An 18,142-nucleotide genomic window follows, 5' to 3' on the forward strand; every position below is an offset into this window, starting at 1 on the left:
CCGCCCTACTCCCCCGCCGGCCCGTCCGAGTGGCCCAGGGACCTTCCCGGGGCCACTCGGTCGCGTACGGCCTGCTTGACGGCCGTCGGCTCCGGGAAGCCCTGGTCGCGGCGGTCCCACACCACCTCGTCGTCGACCCGGACGACGAAGACGCCACCGGTGCCGGGCTTGAGCGACAGCTCGGTCAGCTCCGTCTCGAAGGTGGTGAGCAGTTCCTGCGCGAGCCAGGCCGCGCGCGGCAGCCAGCGGCACCGGGTGCAGTACTCGATCTGTACGACGGGGCTCATCCGAGATGCACCGACCAGTCCTGTTCGGCCGCCGGCTCGCCGTGCAGGTCGGGGACCTGTTTCAGCCAGTTCGGGCGGTCTCGCCGGGTCTTCGCCGCGCGCAGGGCCTGCTCGGCGGCGAGTTCCTCCCGGGTGGGGAAGTCGGTGGGGAGCCAGGCGGCCGAGGCACCCGCGCGTGCGTGGAGGTAGCGGACGTAGGCGTCGCGGACCTCGTCGGGCGAGGCGAAGCCGTCCTCGGTGGGCAGCCAGGCGTCCGGGACCTCGGCGACGATCCGCCGCAGCAGTTCCTCCGTCACCTTCGGCGCGAGTTCGGCGTCCGCCGCGCGCACGTCGGGGGCGTAGTGGCCGAGCGCGTGGTGGCGGAAGTCGTACGCCTTGGCGGGGTCGGAGGCGTCCCAGCGGTGGTGGAAGACGAGGGCCGCGCCGTGGTCGATCAGCCAGAGCCGCGCGGGCGCGACGCCGAGCGTGGGCCAGACCATGAGGTTCGAGCTGTGCACGGTGCGGTCGACGTTGACGGTGAGCGCGTCGAGCCAGACGATCCGGCCGGCTTCGAGGGAGTCCACCCGGAACTCCTTCGCGACCTCCGGGGTGAAGTCCTGCGCGCCCGGCAGATAGTCCATGCCGAGGTTGAGGCCGGCGCTCGCGCCGTGCAGTTCCCGCACCTCCTGGTGGGGCTCGCTCTCGGCGATCGCCGGGTCGAAGTGCGCGAGGACCAGCTCGGGGAAGCGCAGGCCGAGCGCCCTCGCCAGCTCGCCGACGATCACCTCGGCGACCAGCGCCTTGCGCCCCTGCGCGGAGCCGGTGAACTTCACGACGTACGTCCCCAGGTCGTCGGCCTCGACGACTCCGGGAACCGAGCCGCCCGCCCGCAGCGGGGTCACGTATCGAACAGCGGTCACTTCGCGCAGCACACCGGCCACTGTAGATCAGCGGGCGTCCGGACGTTCAGACGGACGGTCGCCCGCCTCGGCCGGACGTCCGCCCGAACGGGTTGGGCAGCGGCAGGTAACGCGCGTCCGCGCCGTCGGCCCCCGTCCACCTCAGCAGCAGGTTCGTCTTGCCCGGCAGCGTGGGCGAGTCGAGGAGGCCGGCGACCTCCGGTACCTCGCCGTGGCACGCCAACTCCTTCCGTACGGCGGGCCAGGGGTCGCACCCGGGGTGGTGTTCGGCCAGGGCCGCGGCGATCTCCAGGATGTTGTTGACGAACAGGCAGTAGACCAGCCGTTCCCAGCCCGCCTCGCGCGTCACCTCCGGGAGGAGCTTCACGCCCTCGGCGTCGCGGTAGAGGGCCCGCACGGGCGTCCCCGAGGGGCCGCAGACGACGAGGGTGTTCTGCAGGTGGGCCTCCAGGACGACCCCGTGGCCGTGGAAGGCGGCCAGGGCCGGCGGGACGACCGCGCGCAGGTACGCCTCCCACCAGGCGCCGGGGTCGGCGGCGCGGGCCAGCGGGTTGTCCGGGAAGGCGTCGCCGTCCTCGGTGAGGGCGGCGGCGAGGAGGGGGGTCGTGCCGGGGGGCACCTGGCCGCCGAGGCCGTCCCGGACCAGGACCGCCAGCTCCTCGAAGGCGAATTCGGCGGTGCGGTACCCGCGGTCGCCGAGCCACGCACCGGGCGACCCGGCGAAGGCGCCGACGACCGCCCGGTCCGTCCGGCGCAGCCTGAGCAGGTCGTGGCGCCACAGGCGGCGGATGTCGTTGGTGATCCGCACGTCCAGGCTGAACTTGAGGAAGAGGTCGGAAGCGGCTGGACCGGCCCCGGGCGGGACCTCGGGCACGTACACCGTGCGGATCGCCGCCGTCGGCCACACCTCGGCGTCGGTCCGGCCGAGGCGTACGAGGCGGCCGTCGGCGAACGCCTCGGCCAACTCCGCTCCCACGAGATCGAGTTGCCAGGGATGGGCGGGCAGGAGCCGGTAGCCGGGCGGGGCCGCGCCGAGCGCGTCGAGGGCACCGGTGTCGCCCTCCTCGACCACCGCGTCCGCACGGACCCCGAGAAGGACCAGCGGGAAGGCGGCGTACGCCTCGGGCGCGTACGGCAGCCAGCCGGCGACCGGGCCGCCGCCGCGGGCCTTGGGCGCGGGATGGAACGGGTGGCCGGTGATCAGGGACTGCTCGGAGCGCCGGTACGGGTCCTCGGGCGCCGGCGTGCGGGCGCGCGCGGCGAGGAGGGCGGCCACGGCCTCGCGGCTGTCGAGCATCTCGGCGGGCAGGTCGGGGTTGGACAGTCCGGTGAGAGCGCGGAGTTCCTCGGCGGCGAGTTCGACGAGTTCGGCGTGGCCGAGCGCCTGCCACGCCCCCGCCGCACGCACCTCGGGGTGGGCGGGACGCCGGGTGCCCCGTACCCGCACAAGCCGCCCCCCGGCCCGGAGGCGATGCACCACGGCCCCACCCGCCGCCTCGACGGGCTCCGCCGCCTCCCGCAGAAGGCAGTTGAGCAGCGGAGCGGCGGCGTACGCGTCGGCGGCGAGAGCCGTGGCGTCGCGGGGCGGATCGGGGGTGGCACCGGGCAGGCCGGTGGTGTCACGAGGCGGGTCGGTGTCCACGGGGTCCATTCGTTCCTTACGGTGCACTCGTGATCAGTATGTCTGCCCGTCGCTCCGCGTCGTGAGGCTGTCGGGTGCGGTTCCGGCGGGAAACGGCCACGGGCCGTCCCCCGCGGGGGCGGGTCGTGCGCGTCGGCGTCGCGAAGCGGCCATGTGGGCCGCGCCGCGCTGCCGTCGGGCGTCGCGGCGGAGGCGGGCGGGCAGTGGTCGTACGCCGATGTCGATACCGATGCGGGTGCCGTGCCCGTCCCTCACCGAGGAGCCCGTCCGTGGACCGTCACCCGTTGTCCGACGCCGAGGCGGCGCTGGGCGCCGAGTTGGGCGCCCAGCGCCCCGATCTGACGCTGCCGTACACCGCCGCCCTGCCCGGCGCCCGGGCGGCGGTGCTGTCCCGGCTGTGGCGCGGCCTCGTCCATGAGCCGCTGCCGTGGGTGGTCCGCCGGGACACCGGCGGCGACGGGGTCACGCTCCACCTCGCCGACGGCCGCCGGATGCACGGCCCGGCCGTGGACCCGTACGGCACCGACGCGCACACCGAGGAGGTGTGGCTCGACGAGCGGTCCTACGCCCGTCCCGCGCGGCTCATGACCGCCCTGGCGGTGCCGCACAGCGCGGCCTTCTCGGTCGAACTCGACCACAGCGTGGCCTCGTTGGCGCTCTCCCGCGCCGATCGGGCGGAGTCCGTCGCCGACCCGGTCACCAGTTGGGAGTGGGAGCAGCGGATCGTCGACGGTCACCCCTTCCACCCCAACTGCCGTTCCCGGCCCGGTTTCTCGGCCGGCGACCAGCTCGCCTACGGGCCCGAGCACCGGCAGGTCGTACGGCTGGGGCTGACCCCGGTGGAGGACGCGCTGGTCGTCGGGGAGTGGCCGGCCGAGTTCCGGGACGGCGGGCGGGTGCTGGTTCCGGTGCATCCGTGGCAGGCGGCCCATGTGCTCAAGTGCCCGCCGGGGATGCCGGGGGAGGTGATCGAGGCGCATCCGCTGATGTCCCTGCGCACCCTCGCCCTCGCGGACGGCGGCCCGCACGTCAAGACGGCACTGAGCGCCCGGCTGACCTCGTCCGTCCGGGACATCTCGGTCTACTCGATCGAGACGTCCGCGATCGTGTCGGACTTCATGGCGGAGGTCGCCGCCCGCACCGGGGGACTGCTGCACGTCACACGCACCCTCGGCGCGGTCACCGCCGGTTCGCCCGATCTCGCGGCGGTGCTGCGGGAGTCGCCGGAGACGTACGCGGACACGGCGACCGGCGAACGGGTCCTGCCGGTGGCCGCGCTCGCGGCGACCGGGCTGCCCCGGTCGCCGTCCTGGCTGGCGGACTTCGCCCGTCTCGCACTCACGGTCTCCCTCCGGCTTCTCGACCTGGGCGTGGCCCTGGAGGCGCACGGACAGAACCTCCTGGTGGTCCTGTCCCCCTCGGGTGCCCCCCGCCGCCTCGTCTACCGGGACCTCGCGGACATCCGGGTCAGCCCCGCCCGCCTCGCCCGGCACGGCATCCCCGCCCCGGCCATGACCGGCCGCATCATCACGGACGACGAGACCACCCTGCGCCGCAAGCTGTTCGGCGCCCTGATCACGGGCACGCTGGGCGCGACCGCCGGTTCGACGCCCGTGCTGCGCGAGGCGCTCCTCGCCGCCGTACGGGATCTGCCGCGCACGCCCGATCTGGGCACATTGCTGGAGGGGCCCGTACCGACGAAGGCGTTGACGCTGATGCGCCTTTCGCCGGAGCGGCCCGGCGACATCTGGGCGGAGATGCCGAGTCCGCTGGGGTGAGCGGCGGGGCCGAAAGGGGCCGTGCCCGGGCGTCGTCCGTCCGGTGAACGGATCGTCAACAGGCGGTCTCGTTTTGAAGCGTGACCCTCTGGATCAATAGGATCCGCCGATGATCACAAGACAAAGGCCGGCGACAGGGGTGTTCCTCCTGCTCGCCGTCCTGACGGCCGGGATCGCGGTCCCGTTTACGGCAGTCGCCGACGAGATTTCGGCCACCGCGCCCAAGGTCAACCTCCTGCTGGACGTCAGCGGTTCGATGCGGGCCAAGGACATCGACGGCCAGTCCCGTATGTCCGCGGCGAAGCAGGCGTTCAACGAGGTACTGGACGCCACGCCCGAGGAGGTCCAGCTCGGCATCCGTACCCTGGGCGCCGACTACCCGGGCGACGACCGGAAGACGGGCTGCAAGGACACCGCGCAGCTCTATCCGGTGGGGCCGCTGGACCGCACCGAGGCGAAGACGGCGGTGGCGACGCTCGCACCGACCGGCTGGACCCCGATCGGCCCGGCGCTGCTGAAGGCGGCCGACGACCTGGAGGGCGGCGAGGGCACCAAGCGCATCGTGCTGATCAGCGACGGTGAGGACACCTGCGCCCCGCTCGACCCGTGCGAGGTGGCCCGGGAGATCGCGGCGAAGGGCATCGGCCTGACCATCGACACGCTCGGCCTGGTCCCGAACGCCAAGATGCGGCTCCAGCTGAGCTGTATCGCCGAGGCGACCGGCGGCACGTACACCTCGATCGAGCACGGCGACGAACTCACCGACCGCGTCAACCAGTTGGTCGACCGCGCCGCCGACCCGGTGGTCGTGCCGAAAGCCGTCGAGGGCGCCGAGGCGTGCGCGGAGGCGCCGACGCTCACGTCGGGGCTGTACACCGACCGTGAGGAGTTCGCACGGCAGCGCTGGTACCGCGTGGACGTGAAGCCCGGCCAGGAACTGCGCGCCTCGGTGAGCGTCGCGGCCGACCGTGACGTCAACCCGGACTACGGGGTGCTGCTGCGCGCGGTGACCACCAAGAACCGCGAGATCGTGCGCGGTGAGGCGGCCGGGAACGGCCGTACGGACGTCATCTCGACCGGTCTGCGCTACCCGAAGGCGGAGGCCGAGGACGAGGACGACGGCGCGGACGGCGCCGAGACCGTGTGTCTTCAGGTGACCCACTCCTACTCACCGACGGCCGGTGTGAAGACCACGCCCGGTCTGCCGCTCGAAATCACCGTCGACGTCGTGGAGGGGCCCGACCGGGCCGGCGACGTGGCCTCCTTCGGCCTCGGCCGCGGCTGGTGGCTGCTCGGTGTGCTGGTGCTCGCCGGGTTCCTCGCGGGTGTGCTGTGGGGCTGGCTGTCGCGCTGGCGGCTCGCGGTCTGGAGGACCAACTGATGCGGATCACACGTGTGCTGGGCGCTGCCCTGCTGATGCTGGGCCTGGCCGTGTCCCCGGCCGTCGCCGACACCACCCCCTCCGCGAGCCCCGCGAAGGACGGTGACGCGCCGACGAAGGCGGGCACCTCCTTCCGTACGGCCACGGAGTTCGAGCAGGGGCAGACCGCGACGGCGAGCGCCTCGACCGGCGACTACCTGTACTGGTCGTTCCCGGCCGACGCCGGCCAACGGCCCACCGTACGGGCGACCGTCAAGCTGCCCGAGGGCGCCGGGACCGCCTCCACCTGGCAGATCGACGTGTACGACGGGCTGCGGCGCCGCCAGGCCTGTCAGTACGGGGCGCAGACCCGGACCGCCGGGGCGGGGGCGGCCTCCGTCGAGCTGGCCTGCACCCTGCGCACGGTGCGCGCCTGGTCGGAGCCGTGGGCCGACGATCCGCTGCCGGGCACGTACTACGTCCGCCTCACCACGGTCCGGGTGGCCACGGCCGATCTGGGGCTGCCCGTCGGCACCGAGGTCGGGGTCGAGTCGAAGGACATGGGCGGGGCCGCGGCCGTCGACGGTTCGCTGGCGCGGCCGCTGGTGCCCGGTGTCGCCGTCACCTCCGCGCAGGAGGACGCCGAGGACGACTCCTCCACGGGGGCCGTCCTGTCCTCCCTCGAACCCGACGACGGCTGGTCCTCGGGCTGGTGGAGCGACCGCTGGGTCTGGACGGCACTGGGCGCCGCGCTGGCCGCGCTGGCGGGTATCGGCGGCTACACCCTGACCCGAGGCGCAGGCCGCCCGACCCGGGTACCGCCCCCGGCCGCCTGACCGGTGGCGGCAGGCCCGCCGAACCGTAGGACACGGTTCGGCGGGCCTTTCCCTACCCCTCGCCCCCATCCGCGGGCCCGGCGGGGCCTGATCGCGCAGTTCCCCGCGCCCCTTGCACCCCACCCGCACGCCCTGCGGGGCCTGGGTTTTCAGGGGCGCGGGGTACTGCGCGAGAAGCCCCACCGGAGCCGCGGTCGACGATGAACCTCAGGCGTCCCGCAGCTCCTTCGCCAGCGCCCCCTCCCCCGTCACCTCGACCAGCCCCCGCCGCACGGCCTCACGCAACCCCAGCTCCCCCCGGCCGAGCACACCGCAGGTGCCCGCGTCGAGGGACAGCCGCACGTCCGCCTCCCCCGGCGCGGCCCCCTCCCCGTACACCGGCCCCTCCCCGGCGCCCACCCGCACGTGGAACTCCCCCTCCTCCAGCCGGACTTCGACCAGCCCCGCGCTGCCCCCCTCCAGCGCACGCAGCAACGGCAGCGCGAACCAATGGGCCCGCACGGCGTCGGTGGGCCGGCGCTCCCCGAGCGCGGACTCGCCCCACACCCCGAGCGCCTGCAGCACCGGCAGCAACTCCCGCCCGCGCGGGGTGAGTTCGTAGACGTAGGCCGCCCCCGGCGGCGGCAGCCGGCGGCGCGTGGTCAGCCCGTCCCGCTCCATGTCCTTCAGCCGCGACGCGAGGACGTCCGTGCTGACCCCCGGCAGGTCCGCGTGCAGGTCCGTGTAGCGACGCGGCCCGGCCAGCAGCTCCCGCACGATCAGCAGGGTCCAGCGGTCCCCGACGAGGTCGAGCGCCCGCGCGGCGGAGCAGTACTGGTCGTAGCTTCGGCGAGGTGACATGGAACGCAGTCTAGACATGTCGTTGGACTTTCCAAGCGCCTACTTGGTAAAACCAAGCAACACACGAACCGGAGGGCGAGGGCGCATGGAGTTCCGGCAGTCGAGCAAGCTCAGCGAGGTCTGTTACGAGATCCGCGGCCCCGTGATCGAGCACGCCGACGCACTGGAGGAGGCGGGCCACAGCGTCCTGCGCCTCAACACGGGCAACCCCGCCCTCTTCGGTTTCGAGGCACCGGAGGAGATCCTCCAGGACATGATCCGGATGCTCCCCCGGGCCCACGGCTACACGGACTCGCGCGGCATCCTCTCGGCCCGCCGCGCGGTCGCCCAGCGCTACCAGGACCGCGGCCTCGACGTGGACGTGGACGACGTCTTCCTCGGCAACGGCGTGTCCGAGCTGGTCTCCATGGCCGTACAGGCGCTGATCGAGGACGGCGACGAGATCCTGATTCCCGCCCCCGACTTCCCCCTGTGGACGGCGGTCACCACCCTCGCCGGCGGCAAGGCGGTCCACTACCTCTGCGACGAGCAGGCCGACTGGTACCCGGACCTCGACGACATGGCGTCGAAGATCACCGACCGCACCCGGGCCGTCGTCATCATCAACCCCAACAACCCCACCGGCGCGGTGTACCCGAAGGAGATCATCGAGGGCATCCTCGACCTCGCCCGCCGCCACGGCCTGATGGTCTTCGCCGACGAGATCTACGACCAGATCCTCTACGACGACGCCGTGCACCACTCGGCCGCCGCGCTCGCCCCCGACCTGGTCGTCCTCACCTTCTGCGGCCTGTCGAAGACGTACCGCGTCGCGGGCTTCCGTTCCGGCTGGCTGGTCGTCACCGGCCCCAGGCAGCACGCCCGCGACTACCTGGAGGGCCTGACGATGCTGGCCTCCATGCGGCTGTGCGCCAACGCGCCCGCCCAGTACGCCATCCAGGCCGCGCTCGGCGGCCGCCAGTCCATCACCGACCTCACCACGCCCGGTGGCCGCCTGTACGAACAGCGCGACGTGGCCTGGCAGAAGCTCAACGAGATCCCCGGTGTCTCCTGCGTGAAGCCCAAGGGCGCCCTCTACGCCTTCCCCCGGCTCGACCCCAAGGTCCACAAGATCCACGACGACGAGAAGTTCGTCCTCGACCTGCTCCTGCGCGAGAAGATCCAGGTCGTCCAGGGCACCGGCTTCAACTGGCCCACCCCCGACCACTTCCGCATCCTCACCCTCCCCCACGCGGACGACCTGGACGCGGCGATCAGCCGGATCGGCCGGTTCCTGAGCGGGTACCGGCAGTAGCGGCCCCGGTCGCACGCGTCACTCCTCGGCCTTGCGGGCCAGCAGTTGGACCTCCTTGAACTGCCTGCGATCGGTGGGCTGCGGCTCGCGCACCATCCGGGCGACCTCGGCCAGCCCGGATGCGCGCAGCATCGCGGCGAGGTGATCGGGCCACCACCGGTGGGCGGGCGCGACGGTGTGATCGAAGACCTGCGTGGGGTGGGACGGCCCCTCGCTCGCCGAGAAGCCGATGAGCAGGTGGCCACCGGGTGCCAGCACACGGTGGAACTCCGTGAGGAGGACGGGGACCTCGTGCGGCGGGGTGTGGATGATGGACCAACGCGACAGTACGCCGCCGAGCGCACCGTCCGCGATGTCCAACGCGGCCATCGAGCCCACCTCGAACCGCAGCCCGGGGTGGGCCTGCCGGGCCAGCTCCACCATCGCGGGCGAGGCGTCGACCCCGAACGCCTCCAGCCCCGACTCGGCGAGATGAGCGGTGACATGGCCGGGCCCACACCCCAGGTCCGCGACCCGTCCGCCCCCGCTCGCCCGAGCGACCTCGGCGAAGGCACCCAGGATCGCGCGGTCCAGGGGGCTGTCCCGCAGCGAGTCGCCGAACAGCCGCGCATAGGTCGAGGCGACGGCGTCGTAGGCGTCGCGCGTGGCAGCGAGGACATCGTGGTCGGCCATGCCCGCGACAGTAGTCGCCCGCTCGGCGGTGCGCCGGAGGAACAATCGGTGAGCTTCGGCCCCGCGTCACAAAGGCGGTTGAGGACGCACGCGAGGCGTCGGCCCGTCATGGGTAGACCCTTCCCATGACGAGCCGACCCCTGCTCCTCCTCGACGTCGACGGTCCCCTCAATCCCTTCGGCGCCCGGCTGTGGCGTCCCCGTGGTTATGTGACCCGGCGGGTGCATCCCGCGAACTGGTCCTCCCGGCAGAAACCGGGCTCCCGCCGGCTGCGCCGGGGTTTGCGGATCCGGTTGAACCCGGCGCACGGGGAGCGACTGCTCGCGCTGCCCTACGAGTTGGCGTGGGCCACGACCTGGATGCACGAGGCCAACGAGATGATCGGGCCGGTGATCGGGCTGCCGAGCGATCTGCCGGTCATCGAGTTCGGCAACCTCTTCGCCACGGACGCCGACGGGCTGTACTGGAAGACCCGGCGGGTCCTGGAGTGGGCGGCGGGACGGCCGTTCGTCTGGGTCGACGACATGATCACCGACGTCGACGTACGGCATGTGGCCGAGCACCACGGCACACCGGCCCTGCTGCTGCGGATCGATCCGCGCCGGGGGCTGCGGGAGGAGGAGTTCACGGAGCTGGAGCGGTGGGCCCACGCCCTGGGGGGCGGCCGGGATGGCGTCGGTGCGGCGGGCTCGTAGCCTGGGGGGCATGGGTGATCTTCTTCTGGTGCGGCACGGCGAGACCGAGTGGTCGGCGTCCGGGCAGCACACCAGCTGGACCGACATCTCACTGACGGACCACGGCCGCGAGCAGGCGAGCGGTCTCGCCCCGCTGCTCGCCTCGCACCGCGTCGGCACCGTCTTCGTGAGTCCTCTGAAGCGGGCCCGGGAGACCGCGGAGCTGGCCGGGCTCACCGGCGCGCGCGTCGACGCGGATCTCGTCGAGTGGGACTACGGCGGGTACGAGGGCGTCACGACCGTCGAGATCCATCGCACCCGGCCGGACTGGTTCCTGTTCACGGACGGGGTCACGCCGGGTCCGCCGGAGCATCCCGGCGAGAGCCCGGAGGAGGTCGGGGCGCGCGCCGACCGGATGCTGGCGAAGGCGCACGCGGCGCTGGCGAACAGCGAGGGGAGCGTGGTGCTCGTGGCGCACGGGCACGTCCTGCGGGTCCTCACGGCCCGCTATCTCGGCCTGCCCGCCTCCGGCGGCGCGCTGTTCCAGCTGGCCACGGGCACGGTCTGCCGCCTCGGCACGGAGCACGGACGCCCGGTCGTCGCGGGCTGGAATGTCAGACCCCCCTCGTAGTCTTCGCGTGGGGTGACCCCAGCGGGCTCGGGTGAGGGAGGGTGCCGTGACACGACCGCCGACCGCCGCGCAGCGGCGGATCATCGACGCCGCCGAGCCGGTGACCGGGCGGCTGACGGGTACGCAGGCGCAGCTCGCCGCGCTGGTGAAGCGGGGGCTGGCCTTCCGTCATCCGCGCCCGCCGCACGACCACTTCCTGACACCGGCCGGGCACCGGGTACGGGAGACGGCACCCGTCGACGCCGCTCGGGCGGTTCCGAAGGAACCGGCCCCCACCGAGAGCGGGGTCTTCGCCGCGCGGGTCGGGGGTGAGGAGGCCGCCGTCGGCGGGCCGGCCCGCGACCGTGAGGTGCACAGCGCCTGGCAGGGGCTCCTGGAGCTGCGCCGGATGACCGATCCGGGCGGTGCCACGGACCGTCCCTGCGGCTGGGAGCGCGCGCATCTGGTGCGGGCCGCCGCGCTGGCGCTTGAGGCCGCGGGTCACCGGCCGGCGGGCGCGGACCCGGCGAGCGGGGGTTACCGCGTGCGGGCCACCCCCCAGCCGGAGGCCGTCGCCGTGCGGGAGCCGGACACGGCGACGCTGGGGGCCTGCGCGGCCACGCTGGAGAAGGCCGGCTGGCAGGTGAGCGAGCACACCGATCCGCGCACCCGGGAGCGGTATCTGCTGGCCTCGCCGAGACGGGCCTAGCGGCGGGCCGCGCGAGGGATGCTGAGCAAGCGCTCAGTAAGGTGGTGCGCGCGTTCCGTTCGCTTCAGCCTCAAGTTTCAGTAGGGGGAAGTCATGGCCGAGCCGTTCTCCGTTCCGGTGACCGTGCGGGGGTACGAGACCGATGTGCAGGGGCACCTGAACCAGAGCGTGTACCTGCAGTACGGCGAGCACGCGCGCTGGTCCCTGCTGCAGGCCGCCGGAATTCGCCAGGCCGACCTGATGGCCAAGGGCGTCGGGCCCGTGGCGCTGGAGACGACCATCAGCTACCGGCGTGAACTGCTGGCCGGCGACGAGGTCGAGGTGAGCTGCGTCTTCGTCTGGGGTGAGGGCAGGACGTTCCGCATCGAGCAGACCGTACGCAGGACGGACGGCACCGTCGCGGCCGAGATCGCCGGCGTGGGCGGCCTGCTGGACCTCAAGCTCCGCAAGCTGGTGGCCGACCCGCGGGCGTACTTCCGGGCGCTGGCGAAGGACCCCTCGCTGTTCGGACTGTGAGGCCGCACACCGCCGACCGGGCCTCGGGCGGCGTCGCCCGCGGCCCGGTCGGCGACCGTCGCGTCACGGCGTCCGGCCCGCGCCGGACGGGACGTGTGGCGGACGGAAGGTGCGCCGGACGGGATGCGTGCCGGACGGGTGGGTGCCGGACAGGTGTGCGCTCAGCCCAGCGGGTTGAGCAGCTCCGGGTCGTTCTCGAAGGCGAAGAGGAGCAGGTCCGTCATCGTGAACCTGCCCCTGCGGTGGGACGGGAGGCTCGGGCGCCAGCCCGGGTGCTTCACGATCGACCTCCGGCTGCCCTCGATCGCACGGTGGAAGACCTCGGCGACGAGGGTGCCGCCGACGCCGGTGAGCCTGCCGGGGCGGGCCTCGTTCACCTCGGCCTCGCGCAGGACGTAGAACCACAGCGGTGTGTGCTCCACGAGCTGGGCGCGCTCGGGGTCGGTGAGACCCTCCAGCGCGGCGCCGCCGTTGCCCCGCAGGATCTGGTCCTCCGTCAGCGGCTTGAAGCCCATCTGGGCGGCCAGCTGCGGCCCGGTGGCCAGCTCGACCATCGCGGCCCGCGTGAGGTTGCGGAAGGCGAGGTTGCGCTGGATCGGCGGCGGGGCCGGGCGGCCACGACCGTCGAACGTGCCGGTCGGCAGGGTGGACAGCGGGTCGACGAGGAGCGTGTCGAGGCGCTTGGCGGTGTTGAACTCGCCCACGGGCACGACCAGGTCGTCCCGGCCGATCTCACCGAAGTCGAACAGCCGCCGGAAGTCGACGATCCAGTTGCTCGGCAGCCGCAGGTTCTCCCCCGCGTTCGGGTCGTCGAGGTCGCTCAGGTCGTCCGGGCCCGGCGTGAGGTTGCCCGCCGTGCCGCTGAACCGGAACAGCAGCCCGAGCGAGGCGATCGGGCCGGGACCGCCCGCGCGGAACACGCTGTTCCACTGGTAGGCCCCGCGCACCATGCTGTGTCCGAGCCGGTAGGCGGCGACGGAGAACTCGATCGGCATCGTCGGCAGGTCGCCCGGCCGGGTGTAGCCGGGGCGTTCGAAGTGCCGGCGTCCTCGGGTGAAGACGCGTTCGACGATGTCCGGATCGACGATGCGCGGCAGGAAGTCGGTGCGCAGCACCCACTGGTAGTGCTTCACGACGAGGTCCCGGGCCGCCTGGAACAGCCGGTGCTCGGGCACTCCGCGCTCCGCGAGGAGGTCGACGACGCGGTTGTGGAAGCGGATGAAGGCCAGGTGGATCTGGCCGACGGCCAGGTTCTCGTCGTTGCGCGCGTCCGGGATGAGCGCGGCGCGCCGGTCCGCGCGGGTGCCGCCGGCCGCCTCGCCGGCCCTCGGCAGATCGAAGCCCTCGTGGTCGGTGTTGGACGTCGACTCGGGCGGGAAGCCCACCCCGAGTGTGATGCCCGTCCGCAGCCGCCCGCCGGACTCGTAGAAGCGGGCGCTGCTGCTGTGGTGCGGCCCCAGGCCGTAGAGCGAGTCGAGGTCGAGGGCGGGGCTGCGGCCCTGTACCAGATCCTGGACCGGGACCGGTTCGCCCAGCCCCACCTGGGTGCGGTCCAGGGTCAGGTCGTGGTCGACGAACTGACCGAGATAGGTGAAGCCCGCCGGGACCGCCTTGCCGCCGAGATCCCCCGAGTCGGGGTCGGCGCCGCCCGTGCCCGTGGTCATGGCCTCGGCCAGCTTGGCGCGGAGCGCCTCGTCGAGCTGGACCCCCTTCCCGCCGAACCGGGAGAAGCGGAAGGCCATCTGCTGCTCGGTCGCGCTCGGTACGCGCGCGACCGCCTCCCCCTTCTCGAACTCCAGGATCCTGCCCTCGTCGACGACGTAGTAGGTCTCGCGATGGTGTCGATGCACCATGGGTGTCCCCGTTCTGTCCCCCTGCTCCGCGAACGGTCACAACCGGATCTACCGGTTCTCTCCGTCGGTACCGGCCCCCACCGGACGCGAAGCGATCATTCGGATAAATCCCTGCTTCCCGACAACGTGTCGTCCGCGAAGCGAGGTTCCCGAACCAGGAAATCTACTCGTATCAATCTACTCATATCGACGTAGCGACGGGTCTTCGCCCCCGGCCCCGAAATCCGGGTGCGGCGCCGGAGTCCGGCCGTCATGATCGCCGTACGACAGCGGCACGCCGGATCGGGCCCGGCCTGTACATCACCGTCGAGCTGATGACCTGGGACGGCACCGATAAGACGGCCCGCCTCGGCGGAAGGAGTCGTTCATGCCGGGTTCTCCCCCGTGTGGCCCTGTGTCTGCGCACAAGTGCGGTTCCGGCGGGTATTCCTCCGACGGCGTACCCCCACCGCACCCCGGAGACACCATGCCGCTCGCCCGCCGTGCCCTGCTCGCCGCCCTCGCCGCCACTCCCGCGGTCGCCTGTACCCCGGCCCGCGCGATCCCCTCGGACGACACGCCACGGGCCGACAAGGCGCTGCGGACGGCCTCGGCGGCGGCCCGGCGGCTGCTGCCGGACCACTGGCGGCAGATCACGTTCACGGACACCAGGGAGCTCGACACCTTCCGCGTGTCGGGGAGCACCGGGCGCGTCACGGTCGCCGGTGACACACCGGCCACCCAACTCACGGGCCTCAACTGGTATCTGCGGCACATCGCGTACGCCGAGATCAACTGGGCGGGAGAGCAGACCAACCTCCTGCCGCGCGAGCTGCCCGGCCTCGACGGCTCGGTCGCCCGGCAGGCCAACGTCACCCACCGCTTCGCCCTGAACGACACCAACGACGGCTACACGGGCGCGTACCTGGACTGGACGTACTGGGAGCGCGAGCTGGACGTGCTGGCGCTGCACGGCTACAACGAGGTCCTCGTCTACGCGGGCGCGGACGCGCTGTACCACCGGGTGTTCCAGGAGTTCGGGTACGGGGAGGAGGAGCTGCGGACGTGGGTGCCGGGCCCGGCCCATCAGCCGTGGTGGCTGCTGCAGAACCTGTCGGCCTTCCCGTCCCCCGTCTCCCGGCAGCTCCTGGACGCGCGGGCCGTCCTCGGGCGCCGGATCGCCGACCGGGCGCGTGAGCTGGGGATGACACCGGTGTTCCCCGGCTACTTCGGGACGGTCCCGGCCGGGTTCGCGGAGCGGGTCCCGGGGGCGCGGACCGTCCCGCAGGGCGAGTGGATGGGTTTCGCGCGCCCCGACTGGCTGGATCCGCGCGGGGCCGAGTTCGCGCGGGTGGCCGCGGCCTTCTACCGGGCGCAGGACGAGATGTTCGGCCCCTCGTCCCTGTACAAGATGGATCTGCTGCACGAGGGCGGCGACCCGGGTGACGTGCCCGTCGCCGACGCGGCGAAGGGTGTCGAGCGGGCGCTGCAGCGGTCCCGGCCCGGGGCCACGTGGGTGATCCTCGGCTGGCAGCACAACCCGCCGCGCGCGATCGTCGACGCGGTCGACAAGCAGCACATGCTCGTCGTCGACGGACTCTCCGACCGCTTCCCCACGGTCACCGACCGCGAGGCCGACTGGGGCGACACCCCATACGCGTTCGGGTCGATCTGGAACTTCGGCGGGCACACCACGCTGGGCGCGAACACCCCCGACTGGGCCGCGCTGTACGAGAAGTGGCGCACCAAGGACGGCAGCAGGCTGCACGGGATCGCCCTGATGCCCGAGGCGGCGGACAACAACCCGGCCGCCTTCGCCCTCTTCTCCGAACTCGCCTGGCGAGAGGGCGAGTTGGATCTCAAGACCTGGTTCGCCGAGTGGGCGCACGCTCGGTACGGGGCCCGTGACCCGCATGCGGAGGCGGCCTGGGACATCCTGCGCCGCACCGCGTACGGCACCACGCGCGCCGACTCCTGGAGCGAGGGCGCCGACGGCCTGTTCGGCTCCCGGCCCGCGCTGAACGCCGTACGGGCGGGCCGCTGGTCGCCCAAGCAACTCCGTTACAGCGCGGCCGACTTCGAGCCCGCGCTCGGCGAGATGCTGCGGGTACGGCCGGAGCTGCGGGCGTCCTCCGCGTACCGCCGCGACCTGCTCGACGTGGCCCGTCAGGCCCTGTCCAACCGCAGCCGGGTCATGCTGCCGCAGATCAAGGCCGCGTACGACGCCAAGGACGCCACGCGGCTGGCGACGGCGAGCCGTGACTGGCTCTCCCTGATGGACCTGCTGGACGAGCTGGTGGCCACCGACTCCCGTCATCTGCTGGGGCGTTGGGTCGCGGACGCCCGCTCCTGGGGTGCGGGCGCGGCCGAGCGGACGGAGCTGGGTTACGACAACCTGTCGCTGCTCACCGTGTGGGGGACGCGGGAGGGCGCGGACGCGGGGCTGCGGGACTACGCCAACCGGGAGTGGGCGGGGCTGGTCGGCGGGCTGTACCGGTTGCGCTGGTCGACGTACTTCGAGGAGCTGCGGGCCGCGCTGGCGGCGGGCCGGGCGCCGAAGAAGATCGACTGGTTCGCCCTGGAGGACCGTTGGGCGCGGAATCCGGGGCCGCTCGCGACCGAGCCGACCGGGGACACGTACGCGGTCGCGACACGCGTCCGGGACCGGCTCACCGCGCTCTCCTGAGCCCTACGGCACAGTGGGCCGCTCCGGGGCACGCGTGTACGCGCGCCCCGGAGACGGCTGCCGTGGACCTCGCCGGGTCCACGGCTCCGGCCGAGGGCCGTCCCCCTCGACCGGAGTTCAGCGGGTCACGCCTCGGCGGCGATCCGCGCCAGCCGCCGGGCCTCGTCCCTCGTGGAGCGGGCGATCGCGTCCTCGTCGACGTGCAGCAGGCGGCCGTCCTCCACGATCTGCCGGCCGTTCACGAACGACGCCGTCACCGGGGCGGCCGCGCCGAGGACCAGGGCGGCCACCGGGTCGGCGATCGAGGCGTGGGCCAGGGTGTCCAGCTTCCACAGGACGAGGTCGGCGAGCTTGCCGGGCTCCAGGGAACCGATCTCGCGGGCCCGGCCGAGGACCTGGGCGCCGCCGAAGGTGCCGAGGCGCAGTGCCTGGCGGGCGGTGAGGGCCGCTTCGCGGTGGGTGCCGAGGCGGTTGACCAGCAGCGCGTTGCGCAGTTCGGTGTGGAGTTCGCCGGACTCGTTGGAGGCCGTGCCGTCGACGCCGAGACCGACCGGGACGCCGGCGGCCAGCATGTCCGGGACGCGGGCGATCCCTGCGGCCAGCCGGGCGTTGGACGAGGGACAGTGGGCGACCCCCGTCTTCGTACGGGCGAAGGCGTCGATGTCGGAGTCGTTCATGTGGACGCAGTGGGCCATCCACACGTCCTCGCCGAGCCAGCCCGTCGAGTCGAAGTAGTCGGTGGGACCCATGCCGAACAGCTCGTGGCAGAACTTCTCCTCCTCCACCGTCTCCGAGCCGTGGGTGTGCAGCCGCACCCCGAGGCGGCGGGCCAACTCGGCGCCCTCACGGAGCAGTTCGGTGGAGACCGAGAAGGGGGAGCAGGGGGCGACGGCGATCTGGGTCATCGCGCCGAAGGAGGCGTCGTGGTGCTGCCGGACGGTCTCCTCGGTGGCGGCGAGCGCGCCCTCCAGGGTCTCGACGGCGAAGTCCGGCGGCAGGCCGCCGTCCTTCTCGCTGCGGTCCATGGAGCCCCGGGCGAGGGTGAAGCGGACGCCCGTCTCGCGCGCGGCCCGGATGATGGAGCCGGACAGGTCGCCGGAGCCCTTGGGGAAGACGTAGTGGTGGTCCATGGCCGTGGTCACACCGCCGCGGGCCATCATGCCCAGCGAGCCCTGGGCCGCCGCGTACGTCATGCGCTCGTCGATGCGGGCCCAGGTCGGGTAGAGCGCGACGAGCCAGTCGAAGAGGTTGTGGTCGGTGGCCAGGCCCCGGGTGATCCACTGGTAGAAGTGGTGGTGCGTGTTGACCAGGCCCGGGGTCACGAGGTGGCCGCTCGCGTCGATCCGGCGTACGACGTCCGTCAGGCCCTCGGGGGCCCGGCCCGCGCCGACCGACTCGATGACGTCGTCCGCCACGACCACATGACCGGACGCGTACTCGGTGCCCTGCGCGTCCACGGTCGCGATCGCCGCGTTCTCGATGACGATGCGCTTCGTTGCTGCCATGG

The 18,142-nt window shown here is 72.9% G+C and carries 16 protein-coding genes; 9 read left to right on the forward strand and 7 right to left on the reverse strand.

Annotation, left to right across the window (positions count from 1 at the left end; genetic code table 11):
• Positions 1-5 precede the first annotated feature (5 nt).
• Genes ACWCRJ_RS06975 through ACWCRJ_RS06985 form a run of 3 tightly spaced genes read right to left on the reverse strand, consistent with a single transcriptional unit; the run spans position 6 to position 2,837 of the window.
• Positions 6-287, reverse strand: coding sequence for a SelT/SelW/SelH family protein (locus ACWCRJ_RS06975; protein WP_450938313.1), 282 nt, complete (start codon positions 285-287; stop codon positions 6-8).
• Positions 284-1,198: a HipA family kinase gene (locus ACWCRJ_RS06980; protein WP_450938314.1), complete on the reverse strand. Its 915-nt coding sequence runs from the start codon at positions 1,196-1,198 to the stop codon at positions 284-286. Before ACWCRJ_RS06980 ends, ACWCRJ_RS06975 begins: the two co-directional genes overlap by 4 nt.
• 34 nt (positions 1,199-1,232) lie before the next feature.
• The gene (locus ACWCRJ_RS06985) at positions 1,233-2,837 is read right to left on the reverse strand and encodes an IucA/IucC family protein (protein WP_450938315.1); all 1,605 of its coding nucleotides are present in this window, start codon (positions 2,835-2,837) and stop codon (positions 1,233-1,235) included.
• A 260-nt stretch (positions 2,838-3,097) separates the two neighbouring features.
• Between ACWCRJ_RS06985 and ACWCRJ_RS06990 the strand changes: the two genes are divergently transcribed.
• The 3 genes from ACWCRJ_RS06990 to ACWCRJ_RS07000 all read left to right on the forward strand — a co-directional run bounded on the left by ACWCRJ_RS06990 (position 3,098) and on the right by ACWCRJ_RS07000 (position 6,802).
• A complete protein-coding gene (locus ACWCRJ_RS06990; RefSeq protein ID WP_450938316.1) occupies positions 3,098-4,606 on the forward strand; it encodes an IucA/IucC family protein in 1,509 nt (502 codons plus the stop codon).
• A gap of 109 nt (positions 4,607-4,715) precedes the next feature.
• Positions 4,716-5,987, forward strand: a complete 1,272-nt coding sequence (locus ACWCRJ_RS06995) for a VWA domain-containing protein (protein ID WP_450938317.1) — start codon at positions 4,716-4,718, stop codon at positions 5,985-5,987.
• Complete coding sequence (locus ACWCRJ_RS07000; RefSeq protein ID WP_450938318.1) at positions 5,987-6,802, forward strand: hypothetical protein; 816 nt, start codon at positions 5,987-5,989, stop codon at positions 6,800-6,802. Before ACWCRJ_RS06995 ends, ACWCRJ_RS07000 begins: the two co-directional genes overlap by 1 nt.
• Before the next feature lie 207 nt (positions 6,803-7,009).
• On the opposite strand, the gene ACWCRJ_RS07005 is transcribed toward ACWCRJ_RS07000, so the two are convergent.
• Positions 7,010-7,642 carry a winged helix-turn-helix transcriptional regulator gene (locus ACWCRJ_RS07005; RefSeq protein WP_450938319.1) on the reverse strand — a complete coding sequence of 211 codons (633 nt, stop codon included), beginning with the start codon at positions 7,640-7,642 and terminating at the stop codon, positions 7,010-7,012.
• Between the two features lie 85 nt (positions 7,643-7,727).
• On the opposite strand from ACWCRJ_RS07005, the gene ACWCRJ_RS07010 reads away from it, so the two are divergent.
• On the forward strand, positions 7,728-8,936 hold the full coding sequence (locus ACWCRJ_RS07010; RefSeq protein ID WP_450938320.1) for a pyridoxal phosphate-dependent aminotransferase: 1,209 nt from the start codon (positions 7,728-7,730) through the stop codon (positions 8,934-8,936).
• Positions 8,937-8,954: 18 nt separating this feature from the next.
• Here ACWCRJ_RS07010 and ACWCRJ_RS07015 read toward each other — a convergent pair whose 3' ends face one another.
• Positions 8,955-9,608 (reverse strand): class I SAM-dependent methyltransferase, encoded by a 654-nt coding sequence (locus tag ACWCRJ_RS07015; protein WP_450938321.1) that lies wholly within the window; start codon positions 9,606-9,608, stop codon positions 8,955-8,957.
• A 125-nt stretch (positions 9,609-9,733) separates the two neighbouring features.
• Here ACWCRJ_RS07015 and ACWCRJ_RS07020 point away from each other — a divergent pair, with 125 nt between their 5' ends.
• The 4 genes from ACWCRJ_RS07020 to ACWCRJ_RS07035 all read left to right on the forward strand — a co-directional run bounded on the left by ACWCRJ_RS07020 (position 9,734) and on the right by ACWCRJ_RS07035 (position 12,117).
• Positions 9,734-10,303, forward strand: coding sequence for a hypothetical protein (locus ACWCRJ_RS07020; RefSeq protein WP_450938322.1), 570 nt, complete (start codon positions 9,734-9,736; stop codon positions 10,301-10,303).
• Between the two features lie 10 nt (positions 10,304-10,313).
• A complete protein-coding gene (locus ACWCRJ_RS07025) occupies positions 10,314-10,913 on the forward strand; it encodes a histidine phosphatase family protein (protein ID WP_450938323.1) in 600 nt (199 codons plus the stop codon).
• A gap of 46 nt (positions 10,914-10,959) precedes the next feature.
• A complete protein-coding gene (locus ACWCRJ_RS07030) occupies positions 10,960-11,601 on the forward strand; it encodes a hypothetical protein (RefSeq protein WP_450938324.1) in 642 nt (213 codons plus the stop codon).
• A 93-nt stretch (positions 11,602-11,694) separates the two neighbouring features.
• A complete protein-coding gene (locus ACWCRJ_RS07035; protein WP_450938325.1) occupies positions 11,695-12,117 on the forward strand; it encodes an acyl-CoA thioesterase in 423 nt (140 codons plus the stop codon).
• A gap of 161 nt (positions 12,118-12,278) precedes the next feature.
• On the opposite strand, the gene ACWCRJ_RS07040 is transcribed toward ACWCRJ_RS07035, so the two are convergent.
• Positions 12,279-13,970, reverse strand: a complete 1,692-nt coding sequence (locus tag ACWCRJ_RS07040; protein WP_450938326.1) for a peroxidase family protein — start codon at positions 13,968-13,970, stop codon at positions 12,279-12,281.
• Positions 13,971-14,436: 466 nt separating this feature from the next.
• Here ACWCRJ_RS07040 and ACWCRJ_RS07045 point away from each other — a divergent pair, with 466 nt between their 5' ends.
• Positions 14,437-16,635: an alpha-N-acetylglucosaminidase gene (locus tag ACWCRJ_RS07045; RefSeq protein WP_450938327.1), complete on the forward strand. Its 2,199-nt coding sequence runs from the start codon at positions 14,437-14,439 to the stop codon at positions 16,633-16,635.
• 125 nt (positions 16,636-16,760) lie between these two features.
• On the opposite strand, the gene ACWCRJ_RS07050 is transcribed toward ACWCRJ_RS07045, so the two are convergent.
• Entirely contained in the window at positions 16,761-18,140 is a 1,380-nt protein-coding gene (locus ACWCRJ_RS07050) for an 8-oxoguanine deaminase (RefSeq protein ID WP_450938328.1), read from the reverse strand.
• Positions 18,141-18,142 lie beyond the last annotated feature (2 nt).

Source organism: Streptomyces sp. NPDC002324, from assembly GCF_053593335.1.

Bases quoted from the DNA above. Each gene is read 5' to 3' on its own strand.
- ACWCRJ_RS06975 (WP_450938313.1), bottom strand. From the start codon at position 287: ATGAGCCCCGTCGTACAGATCGAGTACTGCACCCGGTGCCGCTGGCTG.
- ACWCRJ_RS06985 (WP_450938315.1), bottom strand. From the start codon at position 2,837: ATGGACCCCGTGGACACCGACCCGCCTCGTGACACCACCGGCCTGCCC.
- ACWCRJ_RS06995 (WP_450938317.1), top strand. From the start codon at position 4,716: ATGATCACAAGACAAAGGCCGGCGACAGGGGTGTTCCTCCTGCTCGCC.
- ACWCRJ_RS07000 (WP_450938318.1), top strand. From the start codon at position 5,987: ATGCGGATCACACGTGTGCTGGGCGCTGCCCTGCTGATGCTGGGCCTG.
- ACWCRJ_RS07005 (WP_450938319.1), bottom strand. From the start codon at position 7,642: ATGTCACCTCGCCGAAGCTACGACCAGTACTGCTCCGCCGCGCGGGCG.
- ACWCRJ_RS07010 (WP_450938320.1), top strand. From the start codon at position 7,728: ATGGAGTTCCGGCAGTCGAGCAAGCTCAGCGAGGTCTGTTACGAGATC.
- ACWCRJ_RS07015 (WP_450938321.1), bottom strand. From the start codon at position 9,608: ATGGCCGACCACGATGTCCTCGCTGCCACGCGCGACGCCTACGACGCC.
- ACWCRJ_RS07020 (WP_450938322.1), top strand. From the start codon at position 9,734: ATGACGAGCCGACCCCTGCTCCTCCTCGACGTCGACGGTCCCCTCAAT.
- ACWCRJ_RS07025 (WP_450938323.1), top strand. From the start codon at position 10,314: ATGGGTGATCTTCTTCTGGTGCGGCACGGCGAGACCGAGTGGTCGGCG.
- ACWCRJ_RS07035 (WP_450938325.1), top strand. From the start codon at position 11,695: ATGGCCGAGCCGTTCTCCGTTCCGGTGACCGTGCGGGGGTACGAGACC.
- ACWCRJ_RS07040 (WP_450938326.1), bottom strand. From the start codon at position 13,970: ATGGTGCATCGACACCATCGCGAGACCTACTACGTCGTCGACGAGGGC.
- ACWCRJ_RS07045 (WP_450938327.1), top strand. From the start codon at position 14,437: ATGCCGCTCGCCCGCCGTGCCCTGCTCGCCGCCCTCGCCGCCACTCCC.
- ACWCRJ_RS07050 (WP_450938328.1), bottom strand. From the start codon at position 18,140: ATGGCAGCAACGAAGCGCATCGTCATCGAGAACGCGGCGATCGCGACC.